General features: G+C 60.5%; 9 protein-coding genes. 4 read left to right on the top strand and 5 right to left on the bottom strand.

The genetic code is table 11. The features are described 5' to 3' along the window. Window positions 1-56: 56 nt before the first annotated feature. Window positions 57-1,340: an extracellular solute-binding protein gene (locus FHT79_RS00425; protein ID WP_183902853.1), complete on the bottom strand. Its 1,284-nt coding sequence runs from the start codon at window positions 1,338-1,340 to the stop codon at window positions 57-59. Window positions 1,341-1,377: 37 nt separating this feature from the next. Continuing rightward, window positions 1,378-3,699, bottom strand: coding sequence for an alpha-L-rhamnosidase (locus tag FHT79_RS00420; protein ID WP_097595483.1), 2,322 nt, complete (start codon window positions 3,697-3,699; stop codon window positions 1,378-1,380). A 143-nt stretch (window positions 3,700-3,842) separates the two neighbouring features. On the opposite strand from FHT79_RS00420, the gene FHT79_RS00415 reads away from it, so the two are divergent. Continuing rightward, window positions 3,843-4,904: a LacI family DNA-binding transcriptional regulator gene (locus tag FHT79_RS00415; RefSeq protein ID WP_097595481.1), complete on the top strand. Its 1,062-nt coding sequence runs from the start codon at window positions 3,843-3,845 to the stop codon at window positions 4,902-4,904. Window positions 4,905-5,016: 112 nt separating this feature from the next. Here the strand turns inward: FHT79_RS00415 and FHT79_RS00410 are convergent, their stop codons facing one another. Then, window positions 5,017-5,928 (bottom strand): dihydrodipicolinate synthase family protein, encoded by a 912-nt coding sequence (locus tag FHT79_RS00410; protein WP_097595479.1) that lies wholly within the window; start codon window positions 5,926-5,928, stop codon window positions 5,017-5,019. A gap of 148 nt (window positions 5,929-6,076) precedes the next feature. On the opposite strand from FHT79_RS00410, the gene FHT79_RS00405 reads away from it, so the two are divergent. Both FHT79_RS00405 and FHT79_RS00400 read left to right on the top strand, forming a co-directional pair. Continuing rightward, on the top strand, window positions 6,077-6,781 hold the full coding sequence (locus FHT79_RS00405) for a GntR family transcriptional regulator (protein ID WP_183902852.1): 705 nt from the start codon (window positions 6,077-6,079) through the stop codon (window positions 6,779-6,781). Between the two features lie 117 nt (window positions 6,782-6,898). Further along, window positions 6,899-7,639 carry a DUF4231 domain-containing protein gene (locus tag FHT79_RS00400; protein WP_063475873.1) on the top strand — a complete coding sequence of 247 codons (741 nt, stop codon included), beginning with the start codon at window positions 6,899-6,901 and terminating at the stop codon, window positions 7,637-7,639. Between the two features lie 87 nt (window positions 7,640-7,726). On the opposite strand, the gene FHT79_RS00395 is transcribed toward FHT79_RS00400, so the two are convergent. Beyond that, on the bottom strand, window positions 7,727-9,064 hold the full coding sequence (locus tag FHT79_RS00395) for an alpha-L-fucosidase (protein ID WP_097595478.1): 1,338 nt from the start codon (window positions 9,062-9,064) through the stop codon (window positions 7,727-7,729). An 89-nt stretch (window positions 9,065-9,153) separates the two neighbouring features. Then, window positions 9,154-10,161: a LacI family DNA-binding transcriptional regulator gene (locus tag FHT79_RS00390; protein WP_080759860.1), complete on the bottom strand. Its 1,008-nt coding sequence runs from the start codon at window positions 10,159-10,161 to the stop codon at window positions 9,154-9,156. Between the two features lie 192 nt (window positions 10,162-10,353). Between FHT79_RS00390 and FHT79_RS00385 the strand changes: the two genes are divergently transcribed. Continuing rightward, window positions 10,354-12,279, top strand: a complete 1,926-nt coding sequence (locus tag FHT79_RS00385) for an ABC transporter substrate-binding protein (protein ID WP_063475875.1) — start codon at window positions 10,354-10,356, stop codon at window positions 12,277-12,279. Window positions 12,280-12,377: the final 98 nt, after the last annotated feature.

Below are 12,377 nucleotides of genomic sequence, written 5' to 3'. Positions count from 1 at the left end.
TCGATCGGGTGGAGCCTCGCTCCGTCAGGAGCGAGGATAACTGGCCCGAAAGACCGCTACCAGTTGGGCAGGCCGAGCTGCTTGGCCTGCTTGCGGACATCGTCGTCGTAGAGTTTCGTTGCCTCGGCGGGCTGGCGAATGCCGGAGCCGACCTCGACGGTGATCTGCTCGAGAGCCGGTCCCTTGATCGGCGAAACGAATTCCAGCGCCGGCGTCGTCTTGTCCTTGGCCTCGAAATAGGGGAGCATGTCCTTGATCGCAGGCGGTACGCTAGCTGGCAGGTCGCAGCCGTCGATCAGGGAAGGCCCCTGAACGGCGTTGGTTTCCACCATGATCTTGCAGGCCTCGACGCTTCCCGCGAAATCGACGAATTTCCGTGCTTCCTCGGCGTGCTGGCTGGTCACCGGAATGTAAAGGGCTGGCGGCATCCAGACCGTCAAGCCGTTGGTCGCAGCGTCGTCGCTCGGCTGCGCGAAAAAGCCGACATCGTTGAGGTTGTCCGGATAATTCTGTTTGAGGGCGCCGACCGCGAAGCTCAGCATCGGATAATGCGCCGCCTCGCCGGTTGCGACCATTCTCAGGCCATCGTCGTAGCTTGCCGCGCCAAAATCTTCGTTCATCAGACCGGCGTCGTGAACGTCCTTCAGACGTTCGAAGCCCTTCAGGGCCGCAGGCGTCTCGGCGTATTTTGCCTTGTTGGCGGTATAGTCTGCGGCGAAGTTCGGCACGGCCGCATGCAGGTTGTAATAGTCAGCCAGAACGAACAGCTGCGAGGTCCAGGTGTCGCGATAGGTCTGCGCCACGGCGACCTTTCCGGCAGCTTTGACCTTCGCGTTGTTCGCCATGAAGTCGGCCCATGTCTTCGGGACGGAGAGGCCGAGGTCCTGGTAGATTTTCCTGTTGTAGAGGATCCCGCCTGCCATCGCCGTGCCGAAGGGAACGCCATAGAGCTTGCCATCGGCACGCACGACCGCTTTGAAACTTTCGTCGACCTTCGCTTGCGACGACAGGCCGCTCAGATCGACAAGCGTCTGCGTCGGTTTCAGCGCCTGTAAGAGCGAACCGGAATTGTAGAGAAACACATCGGACATCTCGCCGGTCGCCAGCCGCGTCTTGATGATGTTGTCGCCTTCGCCGCCACCGGCCCGCGGCTCGATTTCGATCGTCACGTCGGGTGCCTTTGCCTGATAGGCGGCAACCAGTGCCTCGGCCGCCGCGACTGTGTCCGGGTTATTGTCGATCAGGAATGACAGCGTGACTTCCGCATGCGACGGACCGGCCGCGACCAATGCCAAAAGCGCGGACGTGCCGGCAAGAATGAGCTTTATCCGATGTGTCATGACGTTCCTCCTCTGAACGGTGTGACGTGTATGCTCCTCAAGATTCGGGTAGGGAAAAGACCAGTCTGTGTGTTCCGGCGGGAAGAACGGCTTCCTCGGCCACAGGCGCTCCATTGAGCGACGGGTTTTGATGTCGCTTTCCGGGCCGGAAACGACCGATGCAGCCTTCCGGAAGCGTCAGCACATAGGTGACTTCGTTGCCGTCGCACTGCCAGCCAACCTCGATGCGCCCTTGGCTCACGTCATGATGGGCTGAAACCGGCGAAAGGGACGGAATCGGTGCGGGATCGACGATCACCTCGGCGAATCCCGGTGCGCGCGGGCTCGGCGAAATCCCGGCGACGCTTTCGAACAGCCATTGGCAGACGGCGCCATAGGCATAGTGGTTGTAGCTGTTCATGTCGGGTTCGTAGATGGTGCCGTCGGGCGCCATGGAATCCCAGCGCTCCCAGATCGTCGTCGCTCCCTTCGAGACCTGATAGAGCCAGCCCGGTACATCTTCCTGCAGGAAGACCTTTTCGGCCAGATCGTCCATCCCAAGCTTCGTCAGCGCCGGCAGCAGGGCAGGCGTGCCGATGAAGCCGGTGCCGATCTTGTAGTCGGCATCGATGATCACCTGCCGGAAATGCTGCTGCGCGGCTTGCTTGTGCTCGGCCGGTATCAACTCGTGGAGGAAGGCGAGCGCATAGGACGTCTGGTCGTTATGCGCGAGCCGTCCCGATGGCGTGATGAATTCGTTGGTGAATGCCCGCCGGATCTCGTCGGCGCGGCTTTTCATTCGCTCTTCAAGCGCATGCTCGCCGAGCGTGGCTGCGATCCTTGCCAGAAGGTCGGTCGAGATGAAGTGGTAGAGCGTCGCCGCGCAATCGTCGGCGATCGTCGGGCGAGGCTTCCGGTTGTCGCCGACCGGCTGCAGCCAGTCGCCGAAGGTGAAGCCGCGGGCACCCCAATGCGACGGCGGGCGCACCAGCGGACCGTCCGAGATCGACCAGACGAAATCGACCCAACGCACCATCGAATCCAGGCATTCCGCCAGGACTGCCCGGTCGCCGTAATGGGTATAGAGTACCCAGGGGATGACGACAATCGCGTCGCCCCAGCCGGTCGAGCCGGCATAGCCCGGGAAATCGGCCGGATGCAGACGTGTCGGATCCGGCGAAAAGTGTGAGACGGCGCCGTCCTCGCGCTGGTCGGCCATCACGTCGCGCAGATATTTCCTCAGGAAGGATTGGCTGTCGCTCAGCCAGCAAGCGGTTGCGGCAAATACCTGGGCGTCGCCCGTCCAGCCCAAACGTTCGTCGCGCTGCGGGCAATCGGTGGGTACTTCGACGAAATTGGCGCGCTGCGACCAGATGGTATTCTCGACGAGGCGATTGACCAGCGCATTGCCCGACGTGAAACCGCCGGCCGGATCGGGGACCGACGAGATCGGGACGGATGCGATCGACAGGATCTTTGCGACGCCTGTGATGGTCACCCGGGCATAACGGAAACCATGGAAGGTGAAATGCGGCGCGTAGGTTTCGTCGCCGTCGCCACGTAGCGTGTAGACGGTATGGGCGGCCGCCGTGCGATAGTTGCGATTGTCGAAATGACGGTCGGGGCCGAGAACCTCCGAATGCTCCACCCGAATTTCGGCACCGGCGGTTCCGCGGACCGTATATCTGGCATAGCCGCCGACATTCTGGCCGAAATCGTAGACGGTCCTGCCGTTATCGTCGGTCCAGCTGTCAACCGGGGTGAGTGGCCGCAACTCGCGCACTGCAGCCGTTTCATGCGCGACAAGCAGCGCCCTGTCGAAGTCCAGCTTCTCGGTGCCATGGGTCTCGGCGTAATTTTCCTGGCGGGCATCATAGATTTCGCCGAAGTAGATCCCGGACTTCAGGATCGGCAGAAGACCGCTTCGCCATGTGGTGTCGGTGGAAAGAAGGTTGCCATCCGGTCCGAGCAGATCGGCGATGGCGCCGATCCTGTTGCCCCAGCAATTCGGGATCGCCTGGGCGCCCCACATCAAAGGCGACCGATACCATCCGTCGGCAAGCCAGATTTCGATGCGGTTCTGGCCCGGCTTGAGCAGATTCGAGACATCATATCGCTGATAGGCAAGGCGATCGTCGTAGTTGGTCCAGCCGGGTGTCAACAGGTCGTCGCCGACGCGAACGCCGTTGATGAAGCAGCGGTAGAGGCCAAGTGCGGAGATAAAGAGCTCGACGGGAAGCTTGGCGCCATCATGTTCAAAAGTCTTGGAGACGAAGCTTGCGGCCGTTCCCTGACCGCTATCCGATAGTGGCGCGATCATATCCCCGGACCAGGCACGCAAAACGAGGTTGCCGCTGATGGCTGCCGGCTGAAAGTTCATCAAGTCCTCCCGACGAGTTGTAGAACGTTCTCCATATAACGTTCTACATTTTCTTCGGAAGCGCAATAGAATTTTCGTTGCCAGTCTGTCATGGTGGTTCTGCGGGCGATGTTGGCGGCCCGCAGCCGCAAGTCAGAGATTTCATGTCAGTCGAAGAAAAACAAAAGCCGCAACGAAACGATCGCGTGACGATCCGGACCGTAGCAGCTCATGCAGGCGTATCGGTCGCAGCGGTTTCCAAGGTGATGCGAAATGCCTACGGCGTCAGTGACGCACTGCGCGCAAGGGTGATGGATGCCATCGAGGCCCTCGCATATCGCCCCTCGCGGGCGGCGCGCGGGCTGCGCGGCCGGAGTTTCACCATCGGTGTGCTCCTGATCGACATCCGCAATCCCTTTCTTCCGGAGGTGATTGCCGGCGTCAACGGGGTGCTGGCGCCCTCGCACTATCAGGCGATGATCGGCGTCAGCGATGCGCGTGTGCAACTGGAAACGTCGTTGATCGAGTCGATGATCGACTACAAGATGGATGGCCTTATCCTCGTTGCGCCGCGGTTGCCCTCGGAGATCCTCGCTAAATTCGCAGTCCAGATACCGATCGTCGCGGTCGGTTACCACGATGCCAGCGCCACGGCTTTCGATACCGTCAATGCAGACGATCAGCGCGGTGCGGAGATCGCCGTGGAAGCGCTTCTGGCCTGCGGCTATCGCGACGTCGAAATGCTGAGCCTTGGCGAGCGCCAAGGGCACGCGGTCTCCGTCGTGCGCCAGCGTGAGATCGGGTTCCGCCGGGCCATGCAGCGTGGCGGGCTCGGCTCCTCGCCAGCGATCGGCAAAATTCCCATTGCTTCGCCAAAGCGGGAAGAGGCGATGCGAAAATTCCTATCGCGGAAAGACAGGCCGCGCGCCGTATTCTGCTGGAGCGATCTCGACGCGATCACCCTTCTGAGCCTGGCGATGGAATTGGGTGTGCGCGTGCCCGAAGATCTCGCCGTCATCGGATACGACAACTCGTCTACGGCAGCCCTCGGTCTCGTCAACCTCGCAAGCATCGACCAGTCGGGCAGGGAACTCGGTCAGATCGCAACGCGAACCCTCATTTCCAGAATAGAAGGCCGCACAGCTGCCGAGCATATTTTCCAGATACCGTCGCTCGTCAGCCGAAACAGCCTGATCCGTTCCGGAAACTCCAAGAACACGAGATAGGAACGAAAGCCAGAAGGTCTGCCGCGGCCGGGCGACAACGGGCTCTCGCCCGAAAAGTAGCGAGAATGGAAAGACCGGCAACCGCTTGTCGGCGTTTGCCGGCCCCGTTGTCTCAGGCAGCCTGGCGGATCTTCGAGGGGCGCGTGGCCGCGGCCTTCTCCACCATCGCAGTAACTTCAGCGCGGCGGGCGCCAGAAAGCGGCAGGCGCGGCAGGCGGACACGCTCGGAGCCGCGGCCCATGATCTGCTCGGCGAGTTTGATCGACTGCACGAGATCATGTTCGGCATCGAGATGCAGGAGCGGCATGAACCAGCGATAGATCTTGCGGGCTTCTTCCCAGTCGCCGCGTTCGGCGGCAGCCACCAGCTGCACGGATTCCTCCGGGAAGGCGCTGGTGAGGCCGGAGACCCAGCCCTTGGCGCCGAGCATCAGGCCTTCGAGCGCAACGTCGTCGAGGCCGGCGAAGATGTCGAAACGATCGCCGAATTCATTGATGAGATCGGTGAAACGGCGCGGATCCGGCGCGCTTTCCTTGACCGCCTTGATATTCGGCACCTCGGCAAGCACCTTCAGCACATCGGCGCCGATATTGACGCGGTAGGCCGGCGGGTTGTTGTAGAGCATGATCGGCAGCGAGGTCGCCTCGGCGACGGTGCGGAAATGCGCGATCAGCTCTTCCGGCTTCGGCACATAGACCATGGCCGGCAGCAGCATCAGGCCATCGGCGCCGAGTTTTTCGGCGTCGCGGGCATAGGCGACGGCACGGCGCGTGTCGAATTCGGAGACGCCTGTCACAACGGGAACGCGGCCGTTGACGACCTCGACGGCGGCCTTCAGGATCGTGCGCTTCTCCTCGGGATCGAGCGAATTGTTCTCGCCGCAGGTGCCCATGACGATCAGCCCGTTGACGCCGTCGTTCACCAGCGCGTCCTGGACGCGTTGGGTCGCAGCCAGATCCACGGAAAGATCTTCGTTGAATTGTGTCGTTACGGCGGGAAATACGCCCTTCCATCCTGTTGTCATCGATCGACCTCCTTGAATTTGATCGCGTTATATACAAACTGTCGACAAGATTCAATCCGGCACGATCCTGAAATTTGCAGGCGGAAGACTGCCGTTGCGGGAATCGGCCGAAACGCAATACAAGGCTCTCATGACAGCGGAGGCGCGGATGCAGAACGAGGCGGAGAATGTGCGGGTGCGCGGTTCCGGCACGCAGAGCGTCTATATCACGCTGCGCCGGGAAATCCTGTCGATGGCTCTGGAGCCCGGCAGTCCGCTCGATGAAGTGCGGCTGTCTGAACGGTTCGGGATGTCGAGGACTCCCATTCGCGAGGCGCTGTTGCGGCTCGCCGCCGATGGGCTGGTCACGACCCTGCCGAACAGGAACACGATCGTCGCGACGATCGATTTCGCCAGCCTGCCCACCTATTTCGAGGCGTTGACGCTGATGTACCGGGTCACGACGCGCGGCGCCGCCCAGCGGCGTAACCCCGAAGTCATGAAGGTGATCCGGTCGCATCAGAGGGACTTCGCCGATGCCGTTGCCGCGCGCGACGCCTATGCGATGATCGAGGCGAACCGCGAATTTCACGTGGCGATCGCCGAACTGGCCGGCAATTCCTATTATACGGCCTTCTTCGCCAGGCTGCTCGACGAGGGCCGGCGCATTCTTCGCTTGTATTATTCGACCTTCGACGACCGCCTGCCGGGCCAATATGTCGACGAACATGAGGAGATGATCGCCGCGATCGAGGCCGGCGACGCCGAACGGGCCGATCAGCTGGCGATCGCTCACGCCGGGCAGATCGTCCGCCAGATCCAGGATTATATCGCTCGCGATCTCGACCGGCCGGTGGCAATCAGCTTATCCTGAAGCAAGCGATAGAGCCGCCGGCGATCGCCTAATCAAGTATCATTAGTAAACGTTACTTGATTTTTCGTGTGTTGCAAGTTTGACTGTGGTCAAACCTCCAACCCCGAGGATAGGGTGATGGATTTGTTCAGGAAGAGGGACGATGACCCTGCTTTGCAGCAGCAAATGCCATTGCCATCACGATATAGAAATATATTAGGGATGCTTTCTATAGCGGTTGTTGTTTTATCTGTATTCTTGATATCGCTTGGCGCTTTAATTGAGGTTTTTGAGCCGGAATTTCCTCCGAACGTCATCCTCGACCAAATTCCCTTGAGCTACATCTCCTGGTTCATGATTACCTTCGGGATAACCATCGTTGTCATCAACGTGATTTTGGCAGCAAGACGGGAGTTTGCTCGAGAGAGAGCGGAAAGGATGCTTCCATCGGATACGGTGGAGATCAAAAGGCAGGCTTTGCGTGACCTGCGGACGCATCGAAACTGGTATGCGCGATCCTCCAGGGTCAACCAGTATCTCTGGAATTTTCTCACAATGGGGATCATCGTTCTGAGCGGCCTCTCTTCGTTGTTTTCGGCCTATGGCACGGCCGTTCCCCAATGGCTTCCTATGATGAGTTCGGCGCTCGCGGCGCTTTTCGGCACGATCATCGTTCAATTCCGCATCCGAGATGCCTGGCAATTGAGAGAGCAGGGAAGGATCGAAGCCGAGATGCTCGTCGCCGAGGCTCATCTCATTGACATAACGGATGAGCTTGAGACGCTCAAACAGGCCGTCGCTCTTAGAAAGCGCGCTCATGCGCTTGAAATGAAGCAGCTCAACCAGTTCTTCGTGGAGACTACCGCAGCCAATCCCTGAGCCCGTTGTCGGCATCCGGCGGCGGGACCGGCCGAGCCATTCTCCTGAGCGGGTATATGTCCGCTCAGGCAAGCTGGTCACCACCTTCTAATCCTGGACGCCTGGGGCACTCCCTGCCTTGAGCTTGACTTCGATGACCGGGACCACGATCTGAGGCCGGCGCACCGGCAGGACGAATGTCAGTTGATCCTCGCCGACGGGGAACTGGGTGTTTGCCCATAACGTATTGGCGGACGGGCGCAGCCAGGTGACCTCGCTGCCATCATGCAGGAATTGCGCATATTCGATCTTGCCCGCCAGCGCATCGAAATGCAGATGGCGATAGGGCCAGTTGAAGAGGTGGATATAGAGACGATCGCCATTCTGGGTCAGGCGGCAATCGGCCGGCGCGGTGAAGTCGGACTGGCTGCAGCCGACAATGCTGCGCTCGTGCATCGCCATCCATTCCTCATAAGCGGCAAGGGCAGCTATCGCGCGGTGGTCGAGCGTGCCGCGCGCCGTCGGCCCGACATTCATCAGCAGATTGCCGCCCATGGCCACGGTGCCGACCAGCATCTGCACCAGTTGCTCCGTGCTTTTCCAGGTGTCCTCGTCGCGGTGATAACCCCAGGAGCCGCTGAGCGTGTGGCACGCTTCCCAGACGACGCGCTTGCCGTCGCGTAGCGGCCGGGCCCGCGGCATATATTGCTCCGGCGTGACGATATCGGGCTGCAGGCCGGCGAGATCGAGCCGGTTGTTGATGATGATATCAGGGGCGAGTTCGCGCACCAGGCGCACGAGTTTCTCGCTTTCCCAATCCTGATGGCCCTTTCCAACCAGTTCGCCGAGCTTCCACTGCGGATAGCTGAAATCGAACCACATGATGTCGATCTGGCCGAACTCGGTCAGCAACTCGCGCACCTGCTCGCGCATGAAGGCGGCATAGCGGCTGATATCCCGGCCTTCGTTGATTTTCAGCGCATCCGGATGATTGCGCTGCGGGTGGCGCGGATCGACCGTAAAGTCGGGATGATGCCAGTCGATCAGCGAATAGTAGAAGCCGATCCTCAGGCCCTCGGCGCGGAAGGCGTCGACGAAGGGGCGCAACAGATCTTTCCCATAAGGCGTGTTGGTCACCTTGAAGTCGGTGGCCTGGGTATCCCAGAGGCAGAAGCCTTCATGGTGCTTGGTGGTCAGCACCACATATTTCATGCCGGCGGCTTTTGCGCGCCTCGCCCATTCGCGTGGGTCGTAGAGATCGGGATCGAAGTGATCGAAATATTTCTGGTAGTCGGCGTCGTTCAGTTCTTCGCGGCTCTTGACCCATTCATGGCGTGCCGGCAGCGCGTACAGCCCCCAATGCACGAACATGCCGAACCGGTCGTGAACGAACCAGGCCTTCTTCTCCTCAGGCAGGGCCAGTGACTGCAGATTGTCGATATCCATCGGATATTCCTCCCGTTCCAAACTTTAAGATTGGAGCATGATGTCGTCCGAAGACCGCTCACACGTTTCGGCATCATGCTCCGGGGCGTTCAGGTCGTTTCACGGATGATGAGCTCCGGCACGATGACGATGCCGTGCTGGCGGTTTCTGGTGGCGATGCGGCTGAGCAGCAGACGCACAGCTTCCTCCCCCATTTCCCGCTTCTGCACCCGCAAGGTGGTGAGCGCCGGAGACAGCAGTTCGGCCGTCGGAATGTCGTCGAAACCGATCAGGGCAATCTGCCCGGGGATCGAAATGCCGGCGGCCCGGCAGGCCTTCATGGCGCCGATCGCATTAAGATCGTTGTAGCAGACAAGCGCATCGATGCCGGGCGCTTCCGCCAGCAATTGCGCGGCCGCCGTCTGGCCGCCGGCGGCGGTGGGATCGCAATAGACGATGCCTTGCGCCTTCAGCCCGTGGGCCGCCAGCGTCTTGCGAATTCCGACAAGACGGCTCTTGCCGCCAAACGAACTGCGCGGCCCGGCGATGATCGCGATCTTGCGGCGTCCGCGCTCGACCAGATGGTCGATGGCGCGCGATGCTCCTGTCTCGTAGTCGGTGACGATCGTCCCGGCGACCTCGTTGGGCGCCTCGCGGTTGATGAGCACCACGGCCCGGTGGGGCGCAAGCGCCTTATGCAAGGCGGCATCGGGCAGTCGCGGGCTGCAGACGATGATCCCGTCGACCCGATGCCTGAGCAGCGTTTCGATGAGCTCTTCCTCCCGCTTGCTGTTCTCGACGACATTGGACAGAAGCAGGTTGTAGCCGGCAGCGCTCGCGGCATCCTCGGCTCCCCGGATGACTTCGGGAAAAAACGGATTGGTGATGTCGGGAACGAGAAGGCCGATGGCCTTCGATCGATCGGACCGCAATCCGCGCGCAAAGGGATTGGGCCGGTAGTTGAGTTCGCTCGCCGCCAGAATAATCCGTTGACTGGTCTCCGCACTGGCTCCGCCCTGGTCATTGAGCACGCGCGACACCGTCATCGGCGACACTCCTGCGGCGCGGGCAACATCGGCGATGGTTATTTTGGATTCTGGCTCTTTAGGGCGGCTCAACGGGACTGTCTCTCGGAGGGGTTAGAAACTTACGATAACGATAACTAGCATAATTTCCCGGAAAGCCAAGGCAACTCCGGCTCAATGCAAGGCAGGGAGAATCTCTTTGACAAGATTGTACGGTAACGATAACGTTCGAGAAAGAGGAGAATACGTTAACGATAACCTAGAGCGGAATATTGGGAGGAAAGAATGCAACACGTCAGAATCTTAAGACAGCAGGTTGTCTCGACCGTTGCCGCGGCGATCCTCATTGGCGCCGGCTGGGCCGGCGCCGCATTCGGCTTTGAAGAATCGCCGGAACTGAAGGCGCTGGTCGATGCCGGCAAGCTGCCGCCTGTGGAAAAACGGCTGCCCAAGGAGCCGCTGGTGCTCACGCCGCTTGAATCGGTCGGTACCTATGGCGGCACCTGGCGCACGGCCACCTTTGGCGGTGGCGACAGCGAGATCGAGCGTTCGATCGGCTATACGAGACTGGTCCGCTGGAACCCGGAATGGACCGAGGTGATCCCCGATATCGCCAAAAGCGTCGAGGTCAATGCCAATGCCACCGAATATACCTTCACCTTGCGCGAAGGCACGCGCTGGTCGGACGGCGAGCCCTTCACCGCCGACGATCTGGTGTGGTGGAACGAGAACGTGCTGCGCAACACCAAGATCACGCCTGCAGCGCCCGACTGGCTGACCGCAGGCGGGGAGACCGTCAAGGTCGAAAAGCTCGCCGACGACAAGGTCGTCTTCAAGTTTGCCGCACCGAACGGCCTGTTCCTGATGAACATGGCCACTGTGCGCGGCTCCGATATTCTGGCAGCCGCACCGGCGCACTACCTCAAGCAATTCCACAAGGATTTCAATCCCGACGGTATCGACGCCCTGGTGAAAGCAGCCGGCGCAACCGACTGGGTCCAGCTCTTCAACAACAAGATCGGCTTTCCCGGCCGCTGGCGCGATCTCGGCCGCCCGACACTCGATGCCTGGGTGCTGACCGCGCCCTATAACGGGACCACGCAGGTCGTTGCCGAACGCAATCCATATTATGCCAAGGTGGATACGGCAGGAAACCAGCTGCCTTACTTCGATCGGATCACCATCGATGTGATGCAGGATACCCAGGCAATCATCCTGAAGGCGATCAGCGGCGAAATCGACATGCAGAATCGCTTCATCGAGACGACCGACGCCCGAACCGTGATCGTGCAGAACCAGGAGAAGGGCGGCTACGGCCTGTTTATCGCCCGGCCGGCGTGGTCGAACGCCCTGCTGATCACCCTCAACCAGACGCACAAGAATCCGGCCTTGCGCGCCGTCTTCTCCAACAAGGATTTCCGCATCGGCCTCAGCTATGCCATCAACCGCGAAGAGCTCAACCAGCTGATCTATGCCGGACAGGCTAAACCCTATCAGGCAGCGCCGCGTGAAGGCACCGCGCTCTACGACGAAAAGATGGCGACGCAGTATCTGGAATATAATGTCGATCTCGCCAATCAATATCTCGACAAGGCGGGCCTGACCAAACATGACGCCGAAGGCTATCGCCTCGGCCAGGACGGCAAGCGGATTACCTTTGCGATCGACGCTTTGACCGGAAGCCCGATCCAGGTGGACGCGCTCGAGATGATCCAGCGCTACTGGCGGGCCGTCGGCATCGACATGCAGCCCCGCCCGGCCGAACGTTCGCTGATCTTCTCCCGGCTGCAGAACAATGAAAATGACGGCCTGGGATGGGTTGGCGGCGGCGGCTACGACTTCCTCGGCCTGCTCGACCCCAAATGGTACTTTCCGCACGAATATGAATCGAGCTTCGCGACGGCCTGGGGCCTCTACTACCAGAACCCCAAGGATCCGAACGCTGAGGAGCCGAGCCCCGCTGCCAAGAAGCAGATGGATCTCTACCGGCAGGTACAGGAAGCGCCGACGCTCGAAAAGCAGCTGGCGGCGATGAAGGAACTGCTGGCGATCACCCGTGACGAATTCTACGTCATCGGCACCAACCTGGAGCCGGACCGCGTCGGCATCGTCAAGACCAATATGCGCAATGTCCCGAAGGTCATCCCCAGCACATCGTTCTACATGACGCCAGGACCGGCAAAGCCGGAGACCTTCTACTACCAGCAGTAACGGCACGCGACCGACAGGGATGGCGTCTCCGGGTGCCGTCCCAGCAATACCAGCCCAGTCCCAATCATCCGATCGGCGATCGGCGATTGAAGGAGCTT

Origin of the sequence: Rhizobium sp. BK212, assembly GCF_014197475.1 — a bacterium.
Taxonomy (GTDB): Bacteria; Pseudomonadota; Alphaproteobacteria; order Rhizobiales; family Rhizobiaceae; genus Rhizobium; species Rhizobium anhuiense.
The sequence above is the reverse complement of the archived record's forward strand: the minus strand, read 5'-3'. Positions and strand labels throughout refer to the sequence as shown.